Raw genomic sequence first — 25,368 nt, forward strand, 5'->3', positions numbered from 1 at the left:
ATGAATTAAAAAATTCTATTGGTGGTGGGTGTCGGTTGGATAAGAAGGGAAAAATGGCAATGCCAGATGCGTTTGTAATTTTGTTTTTCTTGCTGCTATTAGCTTGGGTCATTAGTTTTATCGTTCCTTCAGGTGAGTTTTTAAGATCCGATGATGGAATGGAGACGGTCATTCCAAATAGTTATACGGAAATGGAAGCACCTTCTCTTGGCTTCTTAGATATATTTTTGTCTATACAAGAGGGAATGATCGCTTCAGCGAACTTAATCTTCCTTGTTTTGATTATGGGTGGTGCGATTGCTGTAATTGAGCATCCAGGGACGATCAACAGTGGCATAAAAGTACTTGTTGATAAAACTAAAAACCGCAAATACTTGTTAATTGGCGCGGTTAGCCTTATTTTCGGCCTTATTTCAGCCGTGGGGGTAGGATCGAATGCCGTCATTGCCTTCATTCCTTTAGGCATTGTCCTTGCTAGAGCTTTGGACTTGGATGCAATAGCTGGAGTGGCAATCATTTATTTAGGCTACTTTGCTGGATCGGCAGCCGCCGTTTTTGATCCCATTATTCTTGGAGTGGCACAGGAGATTGCCGGCCTTCCGTTATTTTCGGGGGCAATGTTTCGCGTCTACATTTTCCTTGCACTCATTTTAGCTACAATTGCTTATGTAGTGAACTATGTCAAACGGATTTCTACGAATCCATCGGCAAGCATCATGGGCGGACAGAAGTTTGCTGATAAGGATATGCGTCAACATGAACATGGTCCCTTTACTAGGGCACATAAGTGGATGATTTTGTTCTTTTTCCTATGTATCGGCGTGTTTGTTTATGGTTCTCTTTCATTAGGATGGGGTGTTAATGAGCTTGCAGCAATATTTTTAATTAATGCCATCGGCAGTGCTGTCATTTCGCGCCAGTCTCCAAATCAGTTTGTTCGCTCGTTTATGGGTGGAGCGAGAAACATGTTGTATGGGGCTCTCATAATCGGGCTTGCCCGTTCGATTGTTGTGTTGATGGAAAAAGGGTTGGTTTTGGACACGGTTGTCAATTTAATTTTTATTCCGATGAGCGAACTTGGTCCTACAATGGGAGCATTGGCGATGTTTTTCTTTAATTACTTCTTTAACATTTTGGTGCCTTCTGGCAGTGGGCAAGCATCTGTTGTGATGCCAATGATGACTCCTTTAGCGGACATGCTTGGGTTGACAAGGCAAACGGCGGTGATCGCGTTTAAGTTGGGCGACGGGATTACAAACATGATTACGCCAATTTCTGGCGTGTTAATGGCTGTTTTGGCGATAGGAGGAGTGCCCTATACGAAATGGCTCCGTTTTATTTTGCCTTTGGTAGTGATATGGACAATGATCGCAGTCGTTTTTGTTCTTGTTGCCGTATGGATTGGGTATGGGCCGTTCTAATAGGTTTTTAGTTACTTGATCCGGTATCCTAAAAAGAGTAGGACATGACTCTAATAGGAGGAGATCCATATGAGAGGAAAAACGTTTAAACAACTAGTGAAAGAGCACTATGACTCCTTGTCCGCGGGCAAGAAAAAGGCAGCTAAATACCTTGTGGAACATTTGGAAGAAGCAAGCTATTGTACAATGGCAATGCTGCAAGGGCGCACCGGCGTAAGCGAGACAACCATTATTCGCCTTGCCTATTCCCTTGGTTTCAGCGGCTTTTCTGCCATGCAAAAAGCGATTCAGCTAGAAGTAATGGCATTGCGGCAACACGGAGGGAACGAAGAAGGAGAATCAGGTAGTGATGATGAGTTAGCCGCCGTCTTAAACCGTGATATCGCCATTTTGCAAGAAGTCAAAGAAAGATTGGATAGCGCAGTCCTTAGAAGAATAGCTGAAAAAATCGAGGGCGCCAACCAGGTGTACGTGATTGGACAACGAACGTCCTATGCCCCGGCATTTTGGTTTTCGTATACATTGGGGTTTATGGTACCCAATGTCCAATTGGTTGATGAACGAATGGCTGAACAGGCTCTATTGAATATCGACAAGCATTCTGTCGTTATTGCCATTTCCTTTCCTCGTTACCATAAGGCAACTTATCGGTTTGCAGAGATGGCCAAAATGGCAGGCGCCTATGTGGTCGCCGTTACTGATGGTGAATTAGCGCCTATTGCAAAGTTGGCTTCTATCAATTTATTTACAAAAACGAACCGGGATATGAGTGGTTATAACGGAATTGCACCTGTACTGAGTTTATTAAACATGTTGATTGTCGCTGTCCGTAAAAATGAGAAACAAGAAATACACGAACGCCTTTTAAAAGTGGAAGAAATTTATAAAAGGAATGACCTATTAATTGAATAATGAGGTGGAAACGTGAGTGATTCAATTTTACAAGCTTTACAAAACAAACAACGGAACATACTAGCGGACATCCAAACGATAGTCGAAAAAGAGTCGCCTACCCGGAATAAAGCGCTAGTAGATGAGTGCGGAAAAGAAATTCGCAAACTAGTTAAACAGCGGCTAGGCGCAGAAGCGGAAGTTTTTAAGCGAGAGGCTTTTGGAGACCACTTCAAATACACATTCGGGTCTGGAGAGCAGCAACTATTAATTTTAGCACACTTTGATACAGTTTGGCCCCAGGGGCATCTTGCCTACAAGGAAGAAGGAAACCGGGCGTACGGGCCAGGAATACTGGATATGAAAGGAGGGCTCGTTCAAGCAATTTGGGCAATAAAAACCTTAATTGAGCAAAACATCCCATTGAATAAAAAAATTGTGTTACTTTGCAACAGCGACCATGAAGGCGTATCGTCTCCTGATTCGCGAAAATTAATTGAGACAGAGGCACAAAAGAGTGTGGCTGTACTCGTCCCTGAAGCAGCCGAGCCTTACACTGTAAAAGTCGCCAGGAAGGGAATTTTGCGCTATACTTTGTCCGTCACTGGTCGGGCAGCACATTCGGGCAATAACCATGAAAAAGGCATTAATGCGATCGTCGAATTGACACATCACATTCAATATTTGGCGCAACAAACCGATTACAGCAAAGGCACAACTGTGAATGTAGGCGAAATAAAAGGGGGGACAGGAATCAATGTTGTTCCAGCTAAAGCGGAAGCTTCTGTTGATGTGCGTGTTTCGACAATGGCAGAAGCAAGGAGAATGCAAACGCTCGTAGAATCATTGCAACCTTGCCATCCTGAAGCAAAAATGACTGTTAGTGGTGGTATTGTTCGCCCCACCCTTGAGCAGTCTTCCCAATCGAAAAAGTTGTTTGAACTAGTTCATTCATTTGGAAAACAGATCGGCTATGAAGTGGATGGTGTGTTTGCAGGGGGAGGGAGTGACGGTAGTTTTGCTTCTGCATTAGGCATACCCGTTTTGGATGGCTTAGGAGCTGCCGGAAAAGGCCCTCATGCGGAGCATGAACATATCCTCATTAATCATTTGGAAAAGCGGACAGTGCTGCTTGCACATTTGATTCAAGCATTGGTGAAGTAACCGAAGCCCAAGACAGATAGCCGTTTCGGTCTTGAATATTGTAGTCAGGGAAAGATGCGCGAAAATCACAGCAAATCGTCATGTATAAACAAAACAGTAGAGCATCATATTAGCCGATTGACTAAAATGAAAAGTTGATCGGCTTTTATACTTTGTAGCGATTGCGGATAGGAAATCCAGAAGATATGGTCGGTGCGGCCATTTATTTGGCATCTGCCCCTTCGTCTTACGTGAATGGTGAAACGATTACTGTCGATGGCGGGTGGATGGGCCGGTAGCCACTGCCGTCTTTCAACGGTACACGGTGTTTTTGGTCCAAAGGGCAAACGCTGCAAACTGGTTAACGCTTGTCGATCTACAATCAATTTCAACCAAATAAAAAACAAAGCCTGTCGATTTGATAAAAACTCGATAGTCTTTGTCACGTGGGAAAAACAGCAGGGGGCGAAACTTTTTGTTTTAGAATACGAACGTAAGAGCTGTGCTTAGATGAAAACATGGGTTCGCTTCTTTATATACAACAACGCATAGGCTACGAGAGCGAGGATTGGCAACTCAAGCAAAGGGCCAATGACAAGGGCAAGAGCAATGAAAGGTTCACCAGGAAAAGCGGCAACTACTACAGCTAGAGCAAGTGGCGAATTGCGGGCCAGAACAGTGAGCTGTAAGCTAGCTGTGTCCTTATAAGAGAATGAAAGCCATTTTCCAGTTGCTAGCGCTATGCAAAAGTTAATGATAAAGAAAAGAAAAATCGGCAGCAGCAAGCCCAATAAGTGCGGAGCGTGCTGAAATAGACTCTGGCTTTGCGAAGCAAACAATGCCATAACCGCCAATGCCAGAAAGAGCAGCTGTGCGGAAGAAAAGAACGGAACCAGTTTTTGTTCTAAAACTCGTTTTCGTTTTCTTAATACCCTCCTTGTCCCATAAGCCAATGCAAACGGAATCACCAAGACGCCAATTGCGCTTTGGGCAGCAGCCTGAAGGGAAGGCAGCTCTGTAGTTCCGCCAAAAAGAAGCAAATAGAGCGGCAACAGCAGCAATTGCAAAAGCAAGTTTACAGGCAATAAGGAAGCAGCTAATGGAACATTTCCTTTGGCCATAGCTGTAAAAACGAGATACCAGTCGGTGCAAGGCGTGACCAACAATAAAATAAAACCGAGCCATAAAGCTGGATGTTCTTTGAGAAAGACGGCTCCAAGCCCCCAAGCGAGAAGCGGCGTCCAGACAAAATTAAGAAGGAGGCTTGCCCAAAAAAAGCGCTTGTGTTGGAACGATTGCTTTATTTGTTTTAATGGAATGTTTAAAAATAGACCATATAACATCAACAGCAAGAACGGAAGAATAAGCATTTCTGCGCTTGCGGCAATAGGGGCAATCTGGCCAAGGCAGACGCCAATAATGACCGCAATAAACAAAATGACAGTCTGGTATTTTTCCAATCGATCCACTTAACGTGTGCTCCTTTTATACGCGTTGTTCGCTGTCATCTTATCATCAAAAGTTCGCTCAGTCTATGTCGCTGTTAGGAAAAGGAACGCTGCCCTGTCGTTCCCAATGAGGCTCTTCCATGTTGGCAAACGATGGGATAAAATGAAAATAGCCGAATTCTTATTTTCCGTATCAAGGAATGAAGCATTTGCAGGACGCGAATAAGCAATGATCTTTTGTCAAAATCGCTCGTTCGTGCCATTGATTTTTCAGAAAAGGGGAAGTTGGAGCATGTCTAAGAAAGTAATAGTAGAGGAAAATCAAGTCATTATTTATCCAAATCCGTTTAAATTGGTCTTGTTATGTACACTTGCCTTTCTGTTTACGGCGTTGACGGCTGTTTTGGCGATAAACCAGGAAAGTTTGTTACAAGGAAGTACAGGGAGCGCGGGAATCTTTGCAACGCTTTTTCCGATTGTTGCACCGGTAGGCATCGTCTTTTTTGGTCTATGCTTTGTCTATCTTTTATACCGCGTAGTGAAGCCAAAGCCTTCGTTGCATATTAACCAAGAAGGGATTATAGACAATGCATCAGCGGCAGGGGCCGGGCTGATTCGCTGGGAGGAAGTAGACCGGTACTTCATTTACTCTGTGTTAGGGCAACATTTTCTCGGCATTGTTCCGAAAGACATAGATCGTGTGTTAGCCAAACAAAAAGGGTTTAAACAAATGGCGATGCGTATGAATCAAGGATTTGAAGCGCCAATCAACATTCCAGCCCAGGGGATTTCGGTTCCTTTAGAGCAAGTTATTACATACATGGAGCAATTCATGGAAAAACAAAAAGCCAGTGTTTAACCAACCCTATTCACCGTTCTGAATGGAAGGGGAGGACAACGCATAGGGAGACTATGAACTTTTTCAGTATGGAGGTGGTCACTTGCTCACAACATGGTTACAAGAAGCGCAGAGAATGGTCGTCTTCACCGGAGCAGGTATGAGTACAGAAAGCGGTGTCCCTGATTTTCGCTCGAGCCGAGGTTTGTGGAAAGGGAACAACCCAGAGGCATTGGCGAGTTTACAAGCAATGGCCGATAATCGCGAAACGTTTGTTGACTTCTATCGGCTGCGTATGGAGCAGCTTCAGCATGTGCAACCTCATAAAGGCTACGATGTATTGGCCTTATGGGAACAGCAGCTCCCGGTCAGCGCGATCATTACCCAAAATACAGATGGACTTCACGAACGAGCAGGAAACCAGGCGGTACTCCCACTCCATGGATCGATTCAAAAGCTATACTGCATTCAATGCGGTCAACAGTACGACGTTGACCGCTACATAAACAACCAACCAAACTGTTCCTGCGGCGGGTTTATTCGTCCGTCTGTTGTCTTATTTGGAGAACAGCTCGACTCAAACGTACTTGCCTTAGCGGAGCAGCATTCGATAGAAGCAGATGTTTTCGTCGTGCTAGGTTCGTCGCTCGTTGTATCGCCAGCCAATCTTTTTCCAAGAATGGCGAAAGAACACGGGGCAAAGCTCATCATTGTAAACCGCGATCCTCCCCCATTGGACACAATTGCCGATTATGTGGTAAACGAAAAGGCGATTGGTTCCTTTTTAGTAGAAACCAACCAAGCTTTGCAAAAGTAAACGCCAGTTCCTAACAGGGAGAAAATAAAACTTGCCACCATTGTGCGTGGCAAGCCAAACTTTAGCTAAACATTCTTTTCCCTGTGTGATTTAGACTTTACTCAATTTTGCGTCGGGTTGACAAACGCCCTCATAATTTGTCGGCAACGTTCATAAAGCCAATGCTTGCTGCAAAACTTTTTTTCCATCCATCGTCCCATAAGCAATTGAATCGATAACAGCGACTTTAATGCCATGCGGTTCTGCTTTTTTTGTAATTTTGTTTTCCAAATAGCGTACTTGCGGTCCAATTAAAATGACGTTTGTCGTGTCAAGTTCATTAGCCAACCCTGCTTCAGCCGTTGCCGTAATCGTTGCGTGTACCTCTAATTCTTCGGCTGCTTTTCTCATTCTATCAACAAGCATGCTTGTAGACATTCCAGCAGAGCAAACGAGTAAAATATTCATATTAACGACGCTCCTTGGCAAATTTTTCGTGTAGTTCAATGATTTCCAAGCAAAGCTCTTTCGTTGTCATTGATGTCATTAAATGGTCTTGGGCGTGGATTAGCAAAAGAGAAGGGGCAACTTGATCGCCTCTAGCCTCACTTTGCAGCAAACTCGTTTGTGCATGGTGGGCTTGGTAGAATTCGTTGTCTGCTTGTTCGAGACGTTCGCGCGCTGCTGCAAATTCTCCTTTTTTCGCTAGCTGGACTCCCTCCATCGCAAATGAACGGGCGTTTCCTGAATGAAGGATGATTTGAAACGAAATTTCCTCAAGAGGCTTTGGTTGTGTCGTCATCGCCAGTATCTCCTTTGTCATCAAAATTCTTTTGTTCGGCTCTCATCGCCGCTTTTATAAATGGAATATAAAAAAGGGTCGCAAGTGTGATGTTAAAAAGCTGGAGCACGACGCCAGCAAATGATCCTCCTGTCACCAAATAGCCGCTAATGAAGGGCGGCGTCGTCCAAGGGACAAGCGCAACAGTCCTTGGCACAAGTCCGCTGGCAATAGCGAGATAGGATGTGAGTGTTAAGAGCACAGGAATCGTTAAAAATGGGATGAGCATCACGGGATTTAGCACGATTGGCAAGCCGAACAGGACGGGCTCGTTAATATTAAACACCCCTGCAGGTGCGGATAATTTCCCAATCGTTCGATAATGTTTGGACGCGCTTACAAGAAAGATGGCGGCAATTAAGGCAAGTGTTGTACCTGACCCGCCCATGAATACATAGGCGTCTAAAAATGGTTTCGTCACAATATAAGGGACATCGGCTGCACTAGTCCCTTCTGCAAATAAACGAATGTTCTCTTCGAGCAAAGGAAGGTAGATCGAATCGATAACGGGTCCTAAAATGTTCGTGCCGTGCAAACCGAAAAACCAAAGCAGCTGATTCAAAAAGGTAATGATAAATGCGGCAGGTAGTGTATTTCCTAATGCTTGCAATGGTTGTTGAATGACGGCAAAGACGAGTTCGTGAATGCTGCCGTCTGTCAATGCCGTGATCAACATTTGCAGGCTAGAGACGAGAATGAGAGTGACCGCGGCTGGAATAAGGGCGCGGAAGGATTTGACAACGCCAGTCGGGACGCCTTCAGGCATGTTAATGGTAAATTTCGAGTGATACAAAAGCCGGAAAAGCTCCGTTACAATAACTGCCGTCAATACGCCGACAAACAGACCTTGCGCTCCCGTCCAGGCATATGAAAGGCCCCAATCATCGGTCGTTGGCGTCAGAATGATATAGCAGCCAACAGCAAGAAGTGCAGCAGACAGAGCATCCACATCATAAGACTTAGCTAAATTGTAACTAATTCCTGCCACGACAAGCAATGAAAGGACCGCAAACGACCCATCCCAGATGTTGCCGCCAAGCGTTGTCCAGCTTTCGCCGAATAGGTCGGCCATAAAGTTTTGGAACAATGCAATTGGTAAATTGTTAATCAAGACAGCGAATGAGCCAATAATGATTAACGGCATGATCGCGACAAAACCGTCGCGAATCGCAACTAAGTGACGTTGTGAACCGATCCGTCCCGCAATCGGAATAAAATGTTTCTCCATCCACTGCATCACTGGATTCATTGGCTAACAACTCCTTTACGATAAAATTGTGGTAAGTGGTCTTTATGGGCTTCAAGCAGTTTGTCTAAAATGGTCTTGGCTTTTTTCTCATCGGCAACGAGTGGGTTCATAACAAGCGCATTGTACGCATCGTCATAATCGCCAGACAATGCAGCTTTAATGACAAGTTGTTCAAACGCTTTCATTTGCAAAATGATTCCTTTGACTTGTAGAGGGATGTTTCCAACAGCAAGAGGCCTAGGGCCTTCTCTCGTAATGACAGCATTGATTTCAACGACTGCATCATCAGGCAAATCTCGGATACTTCCGTTATTATGTGTGTTTACTGTTTGAATATCTTGTTTATTGGTATAAAGACTTTCTACTAAGTTGCACGCTGCTTCGCTATAATAAGCCCCGCCGCGCTGTTCCAGTTCTTTTGGCTTTTCTGCCAATGCTGGATTTTCGTAAGTAAGAAAAAGCGATTCTTCAACTTGTTTGACGATTTGCGCTCTCGTCCCATGCTCTTTAAAGGCTGCAAGATCCCTTTTCAGCACCTCCTCCTTTTGGAAATAATACATATGATACGGGTTTGGAAGCAGCTGTAGTGCCCGAACAAACTCCTTAGACCATCCAAGAGAGACAATATTTGCAGGAGAGTAATGGACATTGTCCGCCGTGAGTTTTGCTAATGCTTCATCGGTGCGGTCTTTACCACGAATAAAGACACGCTTTCCAAAGACAAAGTGATTCATCCCGATAAACTCGATCTCTACTTGTTCCACAGGGCAGGAGAACATTTCTGCAATTCCTGTTTTCATATTGAATGGAATGTTGCATACGCCAATTACTTTTTTATGGAGGCTATGGTGGAGCAACGCCTCCGTCACGATGCCTGCTGGGTTGGTAAAATTAATCATCCACGCTTGCGGGCAAATCTTATGAATGTCATTGGCAATCTCAAGCAAAACGGGAATGGTGCGAAACGCTTTAAATATGCCGCCTGCGCCATTTGTTTCCTGGCCGATTAGGCCATGTTCTAATGGAATTTGCTCGTCCTTTTCTCTTGCTTCCAACCCGCCTACTCGTATTTGCGTCGTAACAAAGTCAGCGTTTTCTAAAGCGTGCTGCCGGTTAAATGAGCTGCGCACGTGGATGGGATAGCCTGATTTCTCGATCATTCGCTTTGATAACGCTTCGACAATCGCTAATTTTCTAGCGCCGGCAGCAACATCGACAAGAACGATTTCACTAACGGGCACTCGTTCATACCGATCAATAAACCCTTCAATAATTTCGGGGGTATAACTCGACCCACCACCGATGATAACAACTTTAAGTGACATGTTTTCTCCTCCCTTGATCACAGAGAAAGCGCTTCCTCTAAACCATATATATCACATTTGTAATTACTAATCAACTTAAATTTGTAACTACTTATTTTGGAGATTGTTTTTATACGTAATTACAATTTTGTGATATAATAGAGAAGGGAAAACAAAGAGTAAAAGGAGGACCATACCGTGAAGCTGATTGTAAATGCAGATGATTTTGGACTATCCCGGGGTGTCAATTACGGGATTGTGGACGCCCATGAACTAGGAATCGTCACATCAACGACTATGCTTACAAACATGCCTGCAGCAGACCATGCATTCCAATTAATGGAGCGTTATCCTGATTTGCAAGTTGGTGTTCATTTAACTTTGACCTGTGGCGCTCCCTTAACGTCGGACTGCCCTACATTAATCAACCAACAAGGCGAGTTTCGTCTTACTAGTCAATTTCAGCGAGCAACACATGAGATCGACGTGGAGGAAGTGGAGAAGGAGTGGAACGCACAAATTCAACAATTTTATACAAGAGGGATCACGCCTTCGCACCTTGACAGCCACCACCATATCCATACGTGGGAGCCTGTCATCCCAGTGATCAAGCACCTCGCACAAACGTATGACCTGCCTGTAAGGACTGGCTTTAAACAAGCGCCTGCTGGCATTCGCTTCTGGTCTGATCTACTGGATACAAACTTTTATAAAGAAGGCGTAAACGAGGACTATTTTGCTGAACTCTCCCAACAATACAAAGGGTATGATGGGACCATCGAAGTGATGTGCCACCCGGCATACATAGATGAAACGTTAAGAACACACTCTTCCTATATTGACGACCGTGCCCGGGAGCTTAGGATTTTGACACAAGTGAAACAAACGGTAGGACACTTGCTTAGAAAAAACGAACCGACTCAGACTTAATAAGTCTTGGTCGGTTTTTGATAATTTCGTTCAATCGTAAAACTAGCTTTTTCTCCATGGAAATATGCAATTGAATATTCAATTTTAGACTCGTCGGCTAAATACGCGTGTGTTTCAATTTGAATGCAAGGGTCACCAACTGAAATCCCTAGCTTTGCGGCTACTTCTTCATTTGCGAGGGCGATATGCAAATGTTCTTTTGTCTGGTGAAGCGAGAGATCCGGCTGGCTTTGCAGTAGTTGATAAAGTGAGTGTTCTCCCCCTTCTTTCGTTAGCCAAGTCGTCTTCCGCCAAGGCAAATAAGCAATTTCGTATTGCAAGGGGGCATCATCTGCATAACGGATTCGTTCTAGGCGGTGGACTGGTTCATTTTCCTCGATTTCAAGGATGGCAGACAAGAACTCATCAGAAGGAACGACTTTCAAATCAATCACTTGTATTTTTGGTTTTTTTCCTTGCAATTGCAATTGCTCCCGATAATTCCCTTGCGTTGCAGATAACGTTTGCTTGACCCGTCTGCTGGCGACAAAGGTGCCTCGCCCTTGGATACGTTCTACATACCCATCGATGACAAGTTGCTGTAGGGCATTTCGGATCGTCGTCCGGCTAACATCATACATCTTGCACAGTTCTGCCTCCGTTGGCAGCTGGGATTTAACGGGATAAACTCCTTGTTGGATGGCGGTAACTAACTCTTGTTTAACGTAAGCATGGAGCGACTGGTCAGTGCCTTTTTTATTCACGTTCAATGTTGTTACTCCTTTCAGTGGGTAAGGCTAAGACGTTTTATGTCAATAGTTATTATAACATTTTCTAATGAATATGTATTTGCGTACGTTTAAAAGGTAGTAACAGCGAAAAATCAGATAATGAAATAGCAAAACGATTGTATGTAACTAGCATGACCAATGAATTTACAAGTCCAATATAGATACAAAGAACTATTTTTCGAAAATTATAATAATGACATTGATTGTTATTGTTATTACCTTTATGATCGGATTAGTAGTAACAACTTGTGGTTGATGCTACTTAATAAATGGACTGGGGGGAGTACAAATGGAATGGAAACGATTGGGGAAACTGCTCACACCTCTATTTGCTGTCTTCTTGCTACTTGTATCGGATGGAGGCGCACAATCTGCAAATGCTGCAACAAAGTCAGATGACGATCCTTACAAAATTGTCGCTTATTACCCATCTTGGAGCGCCTATGGACGAGACTTTCAAGTTTGGGAGATGGATGCTTCGAAAGTAAGTCATATTAATTACGCATTTGCTAATATTTGTTGGGATGGTAGACATGGCAATCCAGACCCTGCTAGTCCAAATCCGCAAACATGGTCATGTCAAGATGAAAATGGCGTCATCGATGTGCCGAACGGGTCAATTGTTATGGGCGACCCATGGATCGATGCACAAAAGTCCAATCCAGGCGATACTTGGGACGAGCCGCTACGGGGAAATTTTAAGCAGTTGCAAAAACTGAAAGAAGAACATCCCCATTTAAAAACGTTGATCTCTGTCGGCGGATGGTCATGGTCGAACCGTTTTTCTGACGTCGCGGCAACAAAGGAAACACGAGAAAACTTTGCAAATTCGGCAGTTGATTTCATCCGTCAATATGGGTTTGACGGCGTCGATATTGATTGGGAATATCCAGTAAGTGGAGGGCTTCCAGGCAATAGCCGCCGCCCTGAAGATAAGGAGAATCATCTTCTGCTTTTACAAGAAGTACGCAACAAATTAAACGAGGCGGGCCAAGAGGACGGGAAAGAGTACTTAGTGACAATCGCCTCGGGAGCCAGTCCTGAATATGTAGAAAATAACAAGCTTGCCGAAATTGCCGAAGTGGTCGATTGGATCAACATTATGACCTATGATTTTAACGGCGGTTGGCAAAATACGAGCGGCCACAACGCTCCGCTCTACTTTGATCCAGCGACAGCCGATTCAGAGCTTCCAACGCCTGAGCAATTTAATGTTGAAAGCGCTGTCGACGGTCATTTGCATGCAGGAGTACCAGCAAATAAACTTGTATTAGGGATGCCTTTTTATGGGAGAGGCTGGATGAATTGTGAAGAGGCAAATCATGGCGAGTATCAACACTGCTCTCCTCCTCAAGAAGGAACATGGGAAAATGGCGTATTTGACTTCTCAGACCTTGAAGACAATTATGTAAATAAAAATGGCTATCAACGCTATTGGAACGATGTTGCGAAAGTTCCTTTCTTGTACAATGCTGCAAACGGCGGCTTTATTACGTACGATGACGTCGAATCCTTCCAGCATAAGACCGATTTTATTAAAGCGAACAATCTGGCAGGTTCGATGTTTTGGGAGGTAAGCGGGGATCGAAATGGAACGCTCCTTACAGCATTAGCGGAGCAACTGGAATTTGAGCCGGGAAAAGGGCAGCATCCTGAAGAGCCTTCATTGGCGCCTCGTCATGTTCGCGCAGTGGACGTTACATCAACATCGGTCACCCTTTCGTGGGAACCGTCAAGCGAAGGAACGGCACGGTATATCGTTCAGTATGGCACGGAGGAACAAGTGACAGACGAAACGTCTTTAACGATTACCAACCTGCAACCAAGCACGATGTATACATTTACTGTTTCTGCTGAATATGAAGATGGCAGCCGGCACACCGGACAAGCTTTAAACGTAACAACGAAAGCAGAAAACGGCGGTGAGGCGTGTGCAGCTCCTAACTGGGAACAGACAGCCGTCTACACTGGGGGAGACCAAGTCCAGCATAAAGGACATTTATATGAGGCCAAATGGTGGACGACAGGAGAAGAACCAGGAACAACAGGAGAATGGGGGGTATGGAAGTTGCTTGGAGAGTGCGAATAACCTTTTCAATCTGTGGTGAAAAATATGCATGTTTGCAATGCTTGGCGAAAAGTGAACATACTTAGTTAAAACGGGGAAACGTCTTTAAGCCATCATTTGCGTTTGGAAAAACAACTATTCTACGGCATACAAGGCAAGTTTCTGAAATTAAATCTTGCTGCCAGCTATTAGGTTGCCAACAAGGGCGAATTGCTATTGTTGGCTTTTTTGCTTGTTCAAGTAGCTTCTTCTCCGACTGTAGTCTGATGAACGAAAACGGTTTTCGTTGTAAGGTGGTAGAGGAAGAGAGGGGAAGATATGGAAAAGCGTAGTGTGACAAGATGGACGTTGTTGTCGATGTTGCTGTTTTGTGTGCAAGTGATACTCCTATCGCTCACGCCATTAGTAGAGTATGGGAATGCGGCAAACGAGTTTAATAGTATTGGTATGTGGCTTGCTGTAGCCATGGTTGCTGGGATGTATATGGTTCCTCTTGGGTTGTATCGAATAGGAGTGCCGTTTTCAAAAGTGGTCTTGGCGATTCTTTCTGGTTTTGGGATCTTTATTCATTTGACTATATCCATGATCCTTATTACCTCAACATTTTTCGCGGGGGCTGGAGTCGCGGCAGTTGTTTGCAGCCTGTTGTCGATAATTGTGAATGTGATTTGGTTTTTTGCCGCATTTCGCAATCGCCGTCTCGCCTATTAAAAAAGCTTTCCTTATGTGAGGAAGGCTTTTTGCTATTTATATGGATGGTGACAAAATTGTAAGCGAGGCGCCGCGAATTGTAAGGCGGATCAATGGTTCTCTATAGGGAGAAGCGAGACAATTGAATAAAAAAGAAAGAGAGTGAGTCAAATTGAAACGCAGACTAGCTATCGCCTTCAGTATAGGAGCCATTCTAATCATTGCTGGTTGGCTTTTGTTTAAGGACAATGTTGTCGTGTTGAAAATAAATCCATTTGTAGCAGTGACAGATGTGTACGTAGAAATAGATGAAGACGGCACTAAAAATGAAGTGGGCGACTACGTGTATGAAATACAGGGAGTTGACGAACAAGGCCAAGAGAGGACAGTCGAATTTACAGCAAGCAAAAACTTGCGGAAAGGGGCATTTTTGCGGTTAAAGACAAAAAAAGCATTTGTTGATAGCTGGGAAGAAGTCCAACTAGACGATATTCCTGTTGCTATTCGCCCAGCGCTTTAAAAAGGGACATTTCAGAAATGTTCTTTACAGCTGAGCTGTTATCTGATTTAATAGAATGATGGAACAATCAGACAGCTTTATTAAAGCAAATAATCAACGAAACAGTTAAGTGACAAACGGTCCATGTAGGGCTGCTTGATTTTGTCGTCGACTTCGACAAAATCAAGCACATAAGCGAAGCAAACACCGCCATGTCGTCCGTTTGTCTACAGTTTCTGGCCATTTATGGCCTTATTTTTTATGAGCGGTGGCCTGTGTTTTAGATGCCCTAAATGGAAACATGCATTTTTTGATTAGCGTATCAGGCTGGTTGCAGTCAGTTGCGTTTTCTTTGCATGCAATGAATTCTTAGCTGGAGAAAAAAGGAGATAGGCAGGTACATAGCCAAAAAATAGTTTGTGCTTTCAAAAGAGAGTAGGATGGAATCGGAGGTAGGTGGAGAAAATGAACAGAAAGGTTCATTACGCATGGATGATTGTCATCATTATCTTTTTGACATTTCTGGCAGTTCAAGGGCTACGCCTTTCATTTGGCGCTTTTGTGGAACCTTGGGAAAAAGACTTTGCCCTTAATCGAGGGACAACATCGCTTATATCGACGTTGAGTTTTGTTGTATACGGCGTTTCCCAACCTCTTATTGGGAAGCTAGTAGACAAATGGGGAGCACGCATTGTTCTCTCATTCAGCACGCTCATTGTCGGCATCAGCATTTTTTTAACCGCTTTTGTTAACCAACCTTGGCAACTGTTTGTCTTGTATTGCTTGTTCGTTTCACTTGGTGTTGGTGGTGCCTCCAATGTAGCGGCAACGGTTGTGATTACGAACTGGTTTAACGAAAAACGAGGATTGGCATTTGGCATTATGGAGACAGGCTTCGGCGCCGGGCAAATGATTCTCGTGCCCGTCTCTTTGTCATTGATTCATTGGTCTGATTGGCGGATGACGGTTGTATTACTTGGCTTGTTTTTAATCGTCGTCGTCTTTCCAATCATCATGTTATTTTTACGGAACCACCCCCGTGAAAAAGGATTGTCGCCGGTTGGCGGAGAAAGGCAAGAAGAGGAAGAAACTAGCCAAGAAGGCAAAAAAGCAGATATTTCTTTTAGGCAAGTCATCGTTAAGCGTGAATTTTGGCTTGTCTTGCTGCCATTTGCCATTTGTGGCTTTACGACTACGGGGTTAATGGATACACATTTGATTCCTTTTTCCCATAACCATGGGTTTTCCACCCAAGTTGCCGGCACCGCGGTCAGCATTTTAGCAGCATTTAATGTCATTGGCATTTTAGCGTCAGGTGTTGTCGCGGACCGCTTTAGCAGCCGAAAGTTTTTGCTATTGTTGTATTTGACGAGAGCCGTCGCGTTGTTCATTTTATTAAATAGTCATAACCCTGCCTTATTGTTTCTATTTGCGATGATCTATGGGTTAGTCAGCTTTGCCACGGTCGCGCCTACGCAAATGTTAATCACCCAGTATTTTAAACGCTATTCGGTCGGCTTTATTCTTGGGTGGCTGTTTTTAAGCCACCAAATTGGTTCCGCTCTAGGAGCGTACTTGCCAGGTTGGCTCTATTCGGAATACGGTCATTATCAGTATGCCATTTATATTTCCATTGCGTTGCTGGTGGCGGCAACCATTTGTAAGTTTCTCCTTCCTGAACCAGAAAAGTGAACCTAAAAAAACAAATTTTCTTTCTCTCATGTTCTATGCTATAATTAGGGTTTGAGAATACGACTATCCGTTTGCCGTGTCATGAGGCAAACTTCGAATAAGCAAGCAACGAACGAAATGAGGGTAAAAACATGTCAAAGGAATCCATTTACGGCCTTACAATGCCTCAGTTGACTGACTGGCTGATGGAACGTGGCCATAAAAAGTTCCGTGCCACACAAGTGTGGGACTGGCTCTACCGCAAACGGGTAACGACGTTTGCAGAAATGACCAACGTCAATAAAGAATGCCTACAGCTGTTGGAGGAACACTTTGCCATCGAGACAATGAGCGAACATGTGCGGCAAGAGTCAAAAGACGGGACAATTAAATTTCTTTTTCGCCTCCAAGATGGCAATTTAATTGAAACGGTGTTAATGCGACATAAGTATGGCTTCTCGGTTTGCGTCACCACACAGGTCGGTTGCAATATTGGCTGCAGCTTTTGTGCGAGCGGCTTGTTGACCAAAAACCGCGATCTGTCCAGTGGTGAAATTGTCGAGCAAATTATGAAAGTCCAGTTCCATTTGGATCAAGTAGGAAAAGAAGAGCGCGTGAGCCATGTTGTCGTAATGGGGATTGGCGAACCATTTGACAACTTCCAGAACACAGTCGATTTTCTTGAGATCATTAAGGATCATAAAGGTTTGGCAATTGGAGCAAGGCATATTACCGTATCGACGAGCGGCCTTGCCCATAAAATCTATGAATTTGCCGACTTGAAACTGCAAGTCAACTTAGCCGTGTCTTTACATGCTCCAAACAATGAACTTAGGTCGCGGATCATGAAAATCAACAAAGCGTTTCCGATTGAAAAATTAATGGATGCGATTGACTACTATATAGAAAAAACAAACCGCCGCGTGACCTATGAATACATTTTAATCAAGGATGTCAATGACCATAAAGAAGAGGCATTGCAGTTAGCTGAGCTAATTGGTGATAAACGCCATCTTTCCTATGTGAATTTGATCCCGTACAATCCAGTTGATGAGCATAGCCAATACCAACGCAGCGAACCTGAGGCCATTTCCCAGTTTTTCGACACATTGAAGAAAAAGGGCATCAATTGCGGCGTCCGCTTAGAGCATGGCACGGATATTGACGCGGCTTGCGGACAACTGAGAAGCAAACAAGAGAAGAAAAAAGCAAAGGTTAACTAAAAACAATCCAATCCTGCTTGTAGTTGCGGGATTGGTTTTTTTGTTGGTTAAAGGCGGAATCATAAAGGAGTGATTGTCCATTGTGTTCTCCCTTGCACATTTATTTGTAGTTACCGCCTCTTTCAAGTTTACTGGTAAGGGCTATATCATTGACGTGATCTCAGATCGAACTGTAAAATTAGTGGGAAGACACATTTTCTAGGAGGGCGTCTATGCCTTGTTTTGATAGCGTTTACACAAAAGACTATGCGCAACAACTGGATGCAGTTGATCCACTTGCTCGCTTTCGCAATGAGTTTTACATAGACAAAAAAAGCATTTATTTTGATGGCAATTCACTCGGCTTGCTATCTACACGCGCAGAGCAGTCATTGCTTGACGTGTTGGATTCGTGGAAACAGTATGGAATTGACGGCTGGACGAAAGGGAAGCACCCTTGGTTTTATTTGTCTGAGTCATTGGGAGAAAAGATGGCTTCCCTTGTTGGTGTGAAAGGGGAAGAAGTGATCGTAACTGGATCGACGACAACAAATCTCCACCAATTAGTTAGCTCCTTTTTTCGGCCTGAAGGAAAGAAAACGAAAATATTGGCAGACGAACTCAATTTTCCTAGTGACATTTATGCATTAAAGAGCCAGCTCTACCTTCGAGGCCTGGATCCAGCAAAACACCTTATTCAAGTGAAAAGCGAAAATGGCCACATTTTAAATGAAACGGACATTATTGCGGAAATGAAAGAAGAGGTTGCTTTGATCGTTTTGCCGAGTGTTTTATATCGAAGCGGGCAAGTCCTCGATATGGAACGGTTAACAAAGGCCGCTCATCAAAGAAACATTCTAATCGGGTTTGATTTATGCCATTCGATTGGTTCCATTCCCCACCAATTAGGAAAGTGGGATGTGGACTTTGCTTTTTGGTGCACGTATAAACACGTAAATGGCGGACCGGGCAGTGTAGCGGCGCTATATGTGAACGAAAAGCACTTTGGTAGGCGCCCAGGACTGGCTGGATGGTTTAGTTCACACAAAGAAAAACAATTTGACATGGAGCATACGTTAACGCACGCTGAACATGCTGGCGCCTTTCAAATTGGTACGCCTCATATTTTAAGTATCGCGCCTTTGATCGGGTCTCTTGCCATTTTTGCAGAAGCAGGAATCGAACAAATTCGCAAAAAGTCGTTAAAACTGACTGAATATATGATGACATTAATCGAGTACGAGCTTTCCGATTACGGTTTTACGATCCAAAACCCAAGGGATGAAAGACGAGGCGGCCATCTTTACATTGAGCACGATGAAGCAGCTCGTATTTGCAAAGCGCTTAAGGAAGAAAACGTGATCCCTGATTTTCGCAGCCCGAAAGGCATTCGCCTCGCACCGGTTGCCCTTTATAATACGTTTGAGGAAGTATGGAATAGCATTCAGGTCTTAAAGCTAATTATGAAAGAAGAGCGCTACAAAAAATTTAAAAATGAACGGGATGTGGTTGCTTAATGAATCATGCAAATAACGTGAACCGCTGGATCGATGTATCACAGCCACTTAATAAAAAGCTTGCCCACTGGCCAGGTGACTTGCCTTATTCGTACCAGCTGACATGTTCCAAACAGCAAACAGGTTCTGTTAATATTGGCCAAATCGCGATGAGTGTCCACTCTGGTACTCACGTGGATGCGCCGTTTCATTTTAAAAACGATGGTGCCAAAATAACAGACTTGGATATTGAGGTGTTTATAGGAAAAGCAAGGGTCGTTGATCTATCTAAACATGAACGAATCGACCAAACTGCGCTTCATTCTCTCCATTTAGAAGGAGTAAAAAGGTTGTTGATTAAGACAGCTGTCCCGAACCAGGCAACTGCATTTCCTGAAAAAATTCCATATGTAACTGCAGACGGTGCTGCCTATATGAAGGAAAAAGGCATTATACTCATTGGGGTCGATGTTCCTTCTGTTGATCCACTAGATAGTAAAGAGCTAGAAGGGCACCATGCTTTAGCAGACAATGGCATTTCTATTTTAGAAAACCTTATGTTAGATAAGGTGGAAGAAGGCGATTATGAGTTGATTGCCTTGCCTTTGCCAATGGAAGATGCAGATGGTAGTCCAGTACGGGCTGTCATTCGAGCAATTTAAACAGGAAGGCGGAGCATGGGGATGAAAAAAGAACAGAGGCCTTTTCAACAACAAGCGCCACAGGAAGAAACAGGAATCCATACCGATTTTAAAAACAGGATGACGTATGGGGAATATTTAAAACTTGATCAAGTTTTAACCGCGCAAGAGCGACTGTCGAATCATCATGATGAAATGCTTTTTATTATTATCCACCAAGTAAGCGAGCTTTGGATGAAACTGATCCTCCATGAAACTTACGCAGCCATTGCCTCTATTAAAGCAAATGACTTGCCATCATCGTTTAAGCGCTTAGCGCGTGTCTCGAAAACACAATCACAAATCATTCAGGCGTGGGATGTTCTTTCGACGTTGACACCAACTGAATACATGGAATTTCGTGAACAGCTCGGTCAGGCATCAGGATTTCAGTCGTATCAATATCGCCTCATAGAGTTTGCTCTAGGCCATAAAACGAGAGCGATCTTAAAAATCTACGAAAAAGACAATGATTTACATCAAAAGCTGGTCGAAGCCTATCATGCACCGAGTTTGTATGACGTTTCCATTCAAGCATTGGCAAATGCCGGCCTAGTAATTGACCAACACTTAATAGAACGGGATTTTTCAAAACCTTATGTGGCAAATGATTCTGTCCGAGAAGCGTGGTTGGTCGTCTATCGAAATGTAGATCGTTATTGGAATCTCTATCAACTAGGAGAAAAGCTAGTTGATATTGAAGATTGGTTACAGCAATGGCGTTTTCGGCATATGAAAACAGTCGAGCGAATCATTGGCTTTAAAGTTGGCACAGGTGGCTCGTCTGGAGTCAACTACTTAAAGAGTGTCCTTGAGCAACGTTTTTTTCCTGAGCTATGGGATTTGCGAACGGAAATTTAAACGTAGCAGGGTGATGTTTGATGTGAATGAATCTGACTACTATGGGCCGTTTTGAAGAGCTGCTCTTGTCAGGGCAAGCCATCTGGGAAATTCGAAACGAATAGCTAACAAAAAGGGCTGTCCACAAAAGGGCAGCTCTTTTCATGTTAGAGGTTGAATCGATGGGCATAATGCCTTTTTTTAGGAAGTAGGCGGTCCTGTGCTTTCTTTAGCGTGCTTTGGCCAAAGGGGCTGTTTCTTTTTGCGTCTTTTGAATAGGCCGACGGCAACGAGAAACAAAGGCAGGAAAAAACCGGTTAAAATCGATTGAGGAATGCTTACGAATAGAAAAAAATCACGTTCTTCGATAATGTTTGTGAAATAAGTGGCGCCAAGAAACAACAACAGCATCGCGATTGGCAAGACTAACGGTTTCGCCTTTTTCAAATTGAATAAATGAGCCATTCCCGTTAAGATCGCATAGAAATAAAGAAGTAAATTGAAGTAAATCGAGATAAACCATACGACGGTGATCGTCGCTTCAATTCGCTGAAAAAATTGGCCGACATCGATTCGCTGTGCAAGTGACAGAGCTGGATAAAAATCACGAGATACGACTTGCGGTGTTAAAACCGTGATGCATAGGAATGTAAACACCACTAAAATAAGGCAACCGAAGGAATAGCCAAGCCATAGCGCTTTTTCGGCTGCTTTTTTATCGTTTATATGCTTAGGGAAAATGGATAGCTGGATGACGACATTGCAAACGACATTGCCCATATAAATCGCAAATGCTTTGGCCGTAGCTGCTATTGGCGAATGGGCAATCGGCATAATGTAGCCAATATCGACATCATGCAAAGTTAAGCCAATCAGTAGTAAGAGTGGAACGAAAAAGAAAAGCAAACATAGCGATGCTGTACGGGCTATTGCTTCAATTCCGCATATGATGCCGAACACAATGATGGACAAGCATAGCAAGTAGCATACAAAATAAGGCGTCGACGGCAACAAAAAATGAGTAATAAAGGTGACAGCATAGCTCATAATGGCTGGGAAATGAAGCAGGGGAAACAAAATATAGAAAAAGGAAGCAAACCAACCTACGACTTTGCCGAAAGTACGCTTGTTCATGTCAAAAATCGCATCAGAAGGCATCCAGCGGGCAAGCAACGTGTAAAGAAAAATAATCGGGATGCCTGTAATGCTGCCAATGATCGGTATAAGCCAAGCATCTTGCTGGATGAAAAAGCTTATTGATGCTGGAAGACCGAGCATCGCTGTGCTAATCGTAGCATAAAGGACCATAGTAGCAAAAGACCGCGATGAGAATGTTTCCACTGTTTTCATCAATTCCGACTCTCCTTTTCTTGCCGTACACGTTGCTACTTAGAATGACTTAACGAGTGAAGTGAGCCAGCGGGCAATGCTTGGCACCTCTAATCTCAAAGCGTATAGGGCGCCGTATGTTGTGGCAATTGCCAGAACCGTATAAAAGACAACCTGCAACTTGCGATTGCCCTTTAAGTCGCGCCAGTTGATCCAAGTGATCACAAATGCGCCTAACAGGACGCAAAGAAAAGACAGCACCATTAATGATCACCTTTTGAAAAAGAATTGACAATACTACCACTATCAGAAATGGTGATGTCAATGTTCATTTTTACATCGAGGTCTTGGTAGATTGCATACCAATCATCCCGCACTTCTTCCCAGTAATCAGGGAACTTTCGGTATAGTTCCTGTCCGATCCCAAGGATGTCCGAACCTGCTTGTTGGGTTGCGACAATGGCTTCATGAATGTTAGTTTCCATCTCGGTTTGCGCCTGTTTTTCGACCTGTTCATAGGAAGAAGTGACAGACAAGTCTAAATCAACGCAATCTACTTCTGAAATGGTGGCTTCAAGTGAAAGGTCGTATGTCACTGAAGGAGCCCCATCTATTAGCTCCATTTTTAGAGCTGGTTCGATTGAATGGATTTCTAGTGCTATTTTGCCGCCACCAGGGCAAGTAAAGCTTTTGACGCTATTCTCGATTCCACTGTTTAAATACTCAATGTTTTTGCTGTTTTGTTGAGAAAGCCAAGTAATCATTTTGCTGCCTTTAAAAATGGCTAAACCATTGGTTTCGACAAAGGCAGCTGCCATGTTTTGCTCCACATTTTTCTTCGTCCTCCCTTGCTGTAAATCCCCGGAAACCGTTACGCCCATAATTGAAGGCTCAATGCCCTCAGCCTTTATATCGTAAAACAGACGATCCATTGTCAATTTCTTTGTACTGCTATAAGAACGGCCTGAAAACTCAATCGAATCAAAAAGGCTTTGCGCAGATAAATTTTCTAATGGCGTTAGTACATTTAAGATGTTTTCAGCGGGCGTATCCTTGGCAATTAACACAAAAAAATCAGAGCGCATTTCGTGGTCCCGATAAAAGAAATCCAACACATGGTCTAGACCGTCTTTCGCAACATCTTCACTTAGAATCAACACTTTTAATTGGGAAACAAATGACCGTCTTGGGTTTTTTTGGATCATTTTCCGTAACGATTCATGAATTGTTTTCGATTTTTCCCGGACGTCTATACCTTGGGCATAGCCTCTGCCAGTTTCCTGCGAAGCAATTTCTGCAGGGTTCATCGCCTGCATCGTCAACACATAATCATCTCCTTCTTTATCAACGGCTATGCCGACAATTAAGGAAAGCTGATTCAGCTCCCAACGGTCCCAGCAACCGCTTAAAAGAAAAAAGGAGACGACAATGATCATCGTTTTTTGTATTTTTGCTTGCAAAGCGGTTTCCTCCGTTCACTCAATCTTTAGGGCTGGGCTTTGGCGTGCGTTGCCGCGTTTGATTAGACTTTGTCGTTGCTTCTGGCCGCTCATCCATCAACCATTTAGGCGCACGGAAGATTGTATCGGTTTGGTCTTTCCATACAAAGGGAGACAGGCCTTTTAAATAAGGGATGCCAAACGATTTTAAAGTAGACAAATGTAAAAGCACTGCAGTAAAGCCAATGCAAATGCCTAAAAGGCCAAAAGAAGCAGCAAGAGCCATAAACCCAAATCGCAAAATACGGATTGGCACGCCAATGCTGTAAGATGGAAACACAAAACTGGCAATTGCTGTAATCGAGATAACAATCACAACTGCTGCAGAGACAATACCCGCTTGCACAGCTGCTTGGCCAATGACGATTGCGCCGACAATCGATACGGCTTGGCCGACTGGCTGCGGCATGCGAATCCCTGCTTCACGGAGAATTTCAAATGTGACTTCCATCATTAATGTTTCAACAAAAGTCGGAAACGGCGTGCCTTCCTGTTGCGCAGCTAAATTGCCAAGCAGCCCTGTAGGGATTAGCTCTTGGTGGAACGTTGTAATCGCAATATAAAAAGAGGGGGCCAACATCGCGATAAAAATACACATGAACCGTAACAGACGAATAAGTGTCCCGATATCGGCACGCTGTGTATGGTCTTCAGCGTTGTGGAAAAATTGCACAAATAATGCCGGGACAATAAGAGCCATTGGCGAACCATCACTCAGTATCGCAATTTTCCCTTCTAATAAATGAGCTGCCGTTGTATCAGGGCGCTCAGTGGAGTACACAGTTGGAAAAGGCGTGTATGTTTGGTCTTGGATTAATTCCTCGATGTTTCCGTCTTCTAACACCGAATCGGTATAAATGCGATCTAGTCTTGTATGTAGTTCACGCAACATGTTTTTGTCAACAATATCATTCATATAGGCAATCATGATTTTCGTTTTGGTGCGCGTGCCAATTGTTTTTGTCTCAATCCATAGCTGTTCGTCGCCTATTCGCCTTCGTAATAGGGAGATATTCGTGCGTACATTTTCAACAAACCCTTCCCGTGAGCCGCGGACCACCTTTTCTGTCATTGGTTCTGATACAGGCCGTTCTGCATAAAGGGGAACAGCGACAGCGATAGGGGTAGAAAAACCATCGATTACACAGATTGCGTAGCCGGTGAAAAGCTTGTCTATTAGCGGGCGGAAACGATTGAGTGTTTCTGTATGGCCTACTTCTTCTAAATACTGTTGTGCTCTTTCAAACACGTCAGGTTCCTTTTCAGCAAAAAATCTCGCTCTGCTTATCATTTTTTCAACGGCCTCTTCATTACAAAGCCCCTCTACATAAAGAAAAGCTGCTTTTAGCGTTTGGTTTCTCCCAAACGAGAAAGGCCGTACGAGTATATCGTCGCTATGTCCGGTAGTAGTTAAAATAAATTCAACCGTATCAGCAAGATGAGAGCTAGGCTTCTTGTTTGCTAAGTAGTCATGAGGCGGTGCTGATTGTTTCATGATAAGAGGGACACCTCCTGCCTGAAGTGAGAATAGTTGTAGTATGTAACATCCCACTCCTTTCTATGCGCATTATTCTGGCATCAAATGCAAATCTATGGCTCCGTTTGATCATTTCCTCTCTTTCTTTACTCGTTAACCGGCTTTTCACCCTCGTGATTTTTCGTTAGTACACTTGTGAAAAACGATCAGGTATAATGAGAAGACAACCATAAGTATGTTTGATATGTGCAGAATTTACGCTGATTTATGTTAAAAGAGAACAATT

The 25,368-nt window shown here is 43.7% G+C and carries 25 protein-coding genes; 15 read left to right on the plus strand and 10 right to left on the minus strand.

The features are described 5' to 3' along the window. Positions 1 to 35 precede the first annotated feature (35 nt). From N6H06_RS12930 to N6H06_RS12945, 4 genes are all read left to right on the plus strand, one after another. Positions 36 to 1,421 (plus strand): YfcC family protein, encoded by a 1,386-nt coding sequence (locus tag N6H06_RS12930; protein WP_238583328.1) that lies wholly within the window; start codon positions 36 to 38, stop codon positions 1,419 to 1,421. A 69-nt stretch (positions 1,422 to 1,490) separates the two neighbouring features. After that, complete coding sequence (locus tag N6H06_RS12935) at positions 1,491 to 2,333, plus strand: MurR/RpiR family transcriptional regulator (RefSeq protein ID WP_062748257.1); 843 nt, start codon at positions 1,491 to 1,493, stop codon at positions 2,331 to 2,333. Positions 2,334 to 2,345: 12 nt separating this feature from the next. Further along, positions 2,346 to 3,476, plus strand: a complete 1,131-nt coding sequence (locus N6H06_RS12940) for a M20 family metallopeptidase (RefSeq protein ID WP_213029236.1) — start codon at positions 2,346 to 2,348, stop codon at positions 3,474 to 3,476. Between the two features lie 161 nt (positions 3,477 to 3,637). Continuing rightward, positions 3,638 to 3,754, plus strand: coding sequence for an SDR family oxidoreductase (locus N6H06_RS12945; protein ID WP_318527554.1), 117 nt, complete (start codon positions 3,638 to 3,640; stop codon positions 3,752 to 3,754). 207 nt (positions 3,755 to 3,961) lie between these two features. Here N6H06_RS12945 and N6H06_RS12950 read toward each other — a convergent pair whose 3' ends face one another. Further along, complete coding sequence (locus N6H06_RS12950; protein ID WP_213029238.1) at positions 3,962 to 4,924, minus strand: arsenic resistance protein; 963 nt, start codon at positions 4,922 to 4,924, stop codon at positions 3,962 to 3,964. Between the two features lie 271 nt (positions 4,925 to 5,195). Between N6H06_RS12950 and N6H06_RS12955 the strand changes: the two genes are divergently transcribed. Both N6H06_RS12955 and N6H06_RS12960 read left to right on the plus strand, forming a co-directional pair. Continuing rightward, complete coding sequence (locus N6H06_RS12955) at positions 5,196 to 5,762, plus strand: STM3941 family protein (protein ID WP_062748251.1); 567 nt, start codon at positions 5,196 to 5,198, stop codon at positions 5,760 to 5,762. A gap of 82 nt (positions 5,763 to 5,844) precedes the next feature. Further along, complete coding sequence (locus tag N6H06_RS12960) at positions 5,845 to 6,558, plus strand: NAD-dependent deacylase (protein ID WP_263707017.1); 714 nt, start codon at positions 5,845 to 5,847, stop codon at positions 6,556 to 6,558. A gap of 150 nt (positions 6,559 to 6,708) precedes the next feature. Here the strand turns inward: N6H06_RS12960 and N6H06_RS12965 are convergent, their stop codons facing one another. From N6H06_RS12965 to N6H06_RS12980, 4 genes are read right to left on the minus strand one after another with little or no spacing between them, the layout of a single operon-like run. Next, a complete protein-coding gene (locus N6H06_RS12965; protein WP_263707018.1) occupies positions 6,709 to 7,005 on the minus strand; it encodes a PTS sugar transporter subunit IIB in 297 nt (98 codons plus the stop codon). Between the two features lies 1 nt (position 7,006). Continuing rightward, the gene (locus tag N6H06_RS12970) at positions 7,007 to 7,339 is read right to left on the minus strand and encodes a PTS lactose/cellobiose transporter subunit IIA (RefSeq protein WP_062748246.1); all 333 of its coding nucleotides are present in this window, start codon (positions 7,337 to 7,339) and stop codon (positions 7,007 to 7,009) included. Then, positions 7,314 to 8,627, minus strand: coding sequence for a PTS cellobiose transporter subunit IIC (celB, locus tag N6H06_RS12975; RefSeq protein ID WP_263707020.1), 1,314 nt, complete (start codon positions 8,625 to 8,627; stop codon positions 7,314 to 7,316). The genes N6H06_RS12970 and celB overlap by 26 nt, the downstream gene beginning before the upstream one ends. Beyond that, positions 8,624 to 9,952 carry a 6-phospho-beta-glucosidase gene (locus N6H06_RS12980; RefSeq protein ID WP_263707022.1) on the minus strand — a complete coding sequence of 443 codons (1,329 nt, stop codon included), beginning with the start codon at positions 9,950 to 9,952 and terminating at the stop codon, positions 8,624 to 8,626. Before N6H06_RS12980 ends, celB begins: the two co-directional genes overlap by 4 nt. A gap of 177 nt (positions 9,953 to 10,129) precedes the next feature. Between N6H06_RS12980 and chbG the strand changes: the two genes are divergently transcribed. Beyond that, positions 10,130 to 10,861, plus strand: a complete 732-nt coding sequence (gene chbG / locus N6H06_RS12985; protein ID WP_062748241.1) for a chitin disaccharide deacetylase — start codon at positions 10,130 to 10,132, stop codon at positions 10,859 to 10,861. On the opposite strand, the gene N6H06_RS12990 is transcribed toward chbG, so the two are convergent. Continuing rightward, positions 10,858 to 11,604, minus strand: coding sequence for a GntR family transcriptional regulator (locus N6H06_RS12990; protein ID WP_062749073.1), 747 nt, complete (start codon positions 11,602 to 11,604; stop codon positions 10,858 to 10,860). The genes chbG and N6H06_RS12990 overlap by 4 nt on opposite strands. Positions 11,605 to 11,920: 316 nt before the next feature. Here N6H06_RS12990 and N6H06_RS12995 point away from each other — a divergent pair, with 316 nt between their 5' ends. The 8 genes from N6H06_RS12995 (at position 11,921) to kynA (ending at position 20,798) form a co-directional block, all read left to right on the plus strand. Further along, a complete protein-coding gene (locus N6H06_RS12995; RefSeq protein ID WP_062748239.1) occupies positions 11,921 to 13,720 on the plus strand; it encodes a glycosyl hydrolase family 18 protein in 1,800 nt (599 codons plus the stop codon). 297 nt (positions 13,721 to 14,017) lie between these two features. After that, a complete protein-coding gene (locus tag N6H06_RS13000) occupies positions 14,018 to 14,410 on the plus strand; it encodes a DUF5391 domain-containing protein (RefSeq protein ID WP_263707025.1) in 393 nt (130 codons plus the stop codon). A gap of 151 nt (positions 14,411 to 14,561) precedes the next feature. Beyond that, positions 14,562 to 14,909 carry a YxeA family protein gene (locus N6H06_RS13005; RefSeq protein ID WP_213029241.1) on the plus strand — a complete coding sequence of 116 codons (348 nt, stop codon included), beginning with the start codon at positions 14,562 to 14,564 and terminating at the stop codon, positions 14,907 to 14,909. A gap of 444 nt (positions 14,910 to 15,353) precedes the next feature. After that, positions 15,354 to 16,580 (plus strand): MFS transporter, encoded by a 1,227-nt coding sequence (locus N6H06_RS13010; RefSeq protein WP_062748231.1) that lies wholly within the window; start codon positions 15,354 to 15,356, stop codon positions 16,578 to 16,580. A gap of 131 nt (positions 16,581 to 16,711) precedes the next feature. Then, positions 16,712 to 17,782: a 23S rRNA (adenine(2503)-C(2))-methyltransferase RlmN gene (gene rlmN, locus N6H06_RS13015; protein WP_213029243.1), complete on the plus strand. Its 1,071-nt coding sequence runs from the start codon at positions 16,712 to 16,714 to the stop codon at positions 17,780 to 17,782. Positions 17,783 to 17,994: 212 nt separating this feature from the next. Then, entirely contained in the window at positions 17,995 to 19,278 is a 1,284-nt protein-coding gene (gene kynU / locus N6H06_RS13020; RefSeq protein WP_062748228.1) for a kynureninase, read from the plus strand. Next, positions 19,278 to 19,919, plus strand: coding sequence for an arylformamidase (gene kynB / locus N6H06_RS13025; RefSeq protein WP_062748225.1), 642 nt, complete (start codon positions 19,278 to 19,280; stop codon positions 19,917 to 19,919). Before kynU ends, kynB begins: the two co-directional genes overlap by 1 nt. A 15-nt stretch (positions 19,920 to 19,934) precedes the next feature. Then, the gene (kynA, locus tag N6H06_RS13030) at positions 19,935 to 20,798 is read left to right on the plus strand and encodes a tryptophan 2,3-dioxygenase (RefSeq protein ID WP_193754495.1); all 864 of its coding nucleotides are present in this window, start codon (positions 19,935 to 19,937) and stop codon (positions 20,796 to 20,798) included. Between the two features lie 180 nt (positions 20,799 to 20,978). Here kynA and N6H06_RS13035 read toward each other — a convergent pair whose 3' ends face one another. From N6H06_RS13035 to N6H06_RS13050, 4 genes are read right to left on the minus strand one after another with little or no spacing between them, the layout of a single operon-like run. Beyond that, positions 20,979 to 22,127 carry a GerAB/ArcD/ProY family transporter gene (locus N6H06_RS13035; RefSeq protein WP_263707034.1) on the minus strand — a complete coding sequence of 383 codons (1,149 nt, stop codon included), beginning with the start codon at positions 22,125 to 22,127 and terminating at the stop codon, positions 20,979 to 20,981. Positions 22,128 to 22,166: 39 nt separating this feature from the next. Then, positions 22,167 to 22,370: a hypothetical protein gene (locus N6H06_RS13040; protein ID WP_062748221.1), complete on the minus strand. Its 204-nt coding sequence runs from the start codon at positions 22,368 to 22,370 to the stop codon at positions 22,167 to 22,169. Continuing rightward, complete coding sequence (locus N6H06_RS13045) at positions 22,370 to 23,566, minus strand: Ger(x)C family spore germination protein (protein WP_062748220.1); 1,197 nt, start codon at positions 23,564 to 23,566, stop codon at positions 22,370 to 22,372. Before N6H06_RS13045 ends, N6H06_RS13040 begins: the two co-directional genes overlap by 1 nt. Before the next feature lie 19 nt (positions 23,567 to 23,585). Then, complete coding sequence (locus tag N6H06_RS13050) at positions 23,586 to 25,100, minus strand: spore germination protein (RefSeq protein WP_263707037.1); 1,515 nt, start codon at positions 25,098 to 25,100, stop codon at positions 23,586 to 23,588. Between the last annotated feature and the right edge of the window lie 268 nt (positions 25,101 to 25,368).

It is taken from the genome of Shouchella tritolerans (genome assembly GCF_025770735.1).
In the GTDB taxonomy this organism is placed as follows: Bacteria; Bacillota; Bacilli; order Bacillales; family Bacillaceae_D; genus Shouchella; species Shouchella tritolerans.

What these genes read in the sequence shown, in the direction of transcription:
- N6H06_RS13010 (WP_062748231.1), top strand. Translation starts at nt 15,354, where the DNA reads ATGAACAGAAAGGTTCATTACGCATGGATGATTGTCATCATTATCTTT.
- N6H06_RS13050 (WP_263707037.1), bottom strand. Translation starts at nt 25,100, where the DNA reads ATGAAACAATCAGCACCGCCTCATGACTACTTAGCAAACAAGAAGCCT.
- kynA (WP_193754495.1), top strand. Translation starts at nt 19,935, where the DNA reads ATGGGGATGAAAAAAGAACAGAGGCCTTTTCAACAACAAGCGCCACAG.
- celB (WP_263707020.1), bottom strand. Translation starts at nt 8,627, where the DNA reads ATGAATCCAGTGATGCAGTGGATGGAGAAACATTTTATTCCGATTGCG.
- kynB (WP_062748225.1), top strand. Translation starts at nt 19,278, where the DNA reads ATGAATCATGCAAATAACGTGAACCGCTGGATCGATGTATCACAGCCA.
- N6H06_RS13000 (WP_263707025.1), top strand. Translation starts at nt 14,018, where the DNA reads ATGGAAAAGCGTAGTGTGACAAGATGGACGTTGTTGTCGATGTTGCTG.
- N6H06_RS13035 (WP_263707034.1), bottom strand. Translation starts at nt 22,127, where the DNA reads ATGAAAACAGTGGAAACATTCTCATCGCGGTCTTTTGCTACTATGGTC.
- kynU (WP_062748228.1), top strand. Translation starts at nt 17,995, where the DNA reads ATGCCTTGTTTTGATAGCGTTTACACAAAAGACTATGCGCAACAACTG.
- N6H06_RS12955 (WP_062748251.1), top strand. Translation starts at nt 5,196, where the DNA reads ATGTCTAAGAAAGTAATAGTAGAGGAAAATCAAGTCATTATTTATCCA.
- rlmN (WP_213029243.1), top strand. Translation starts at nt 16,712, where the DNA reads ATGTCAAAGGAATCCATTTACGGCCTTACAATGCCTCAGTTGACTGAC.
- N6H06_RS12935 (WP_062748257.1), top strand. Translation starts at nt 1,491, where the DNA reads ATGAGAGGAAAAACGTTTAAACAACTAGTGAAAGAGCACTATGACTCC.
- N6H06_RS12980 (WP_263707022.1), bottom strand. Translation starts at nt 9,952, where the DNA reads ATGTCACTTAAAGTTGTTATCATCGGTGGTGGGTCGAGTTATACCCCC.
- N6H06_RS13040 (WP_062748221.1), bottom strand. Translation starts at nt 22,370, where the DNA reads ATGGTGCTGTCTTTTCTTTGCGTCCTGTTAGGCGCATTTGTGATCACT.
- N6H06_RS12970 (WP_062748246.1), bottom strand. Translation starts at nt 7,339, where the DNA reads ATGACGACACAACCAAAGCCTCTTGAGGAAATTTCGTTTCAAATCATC.
- N6H06_RS12995 (WP_062748239.1), top strand. Translation starts at nt 11,921, where the DNA reads ATGGAATGGAAACGATTGGGGAAACTGCTCACACCTCTATTTGCTGTC.
- N6H06_RS12965 (WP_263707018.1), bottom strand. Translation starts at nt 7,005, where the DNA reads ATGAATATTTTACTCGTTTGCTCTGCTGGAATGTCTACAAGCATGCTT.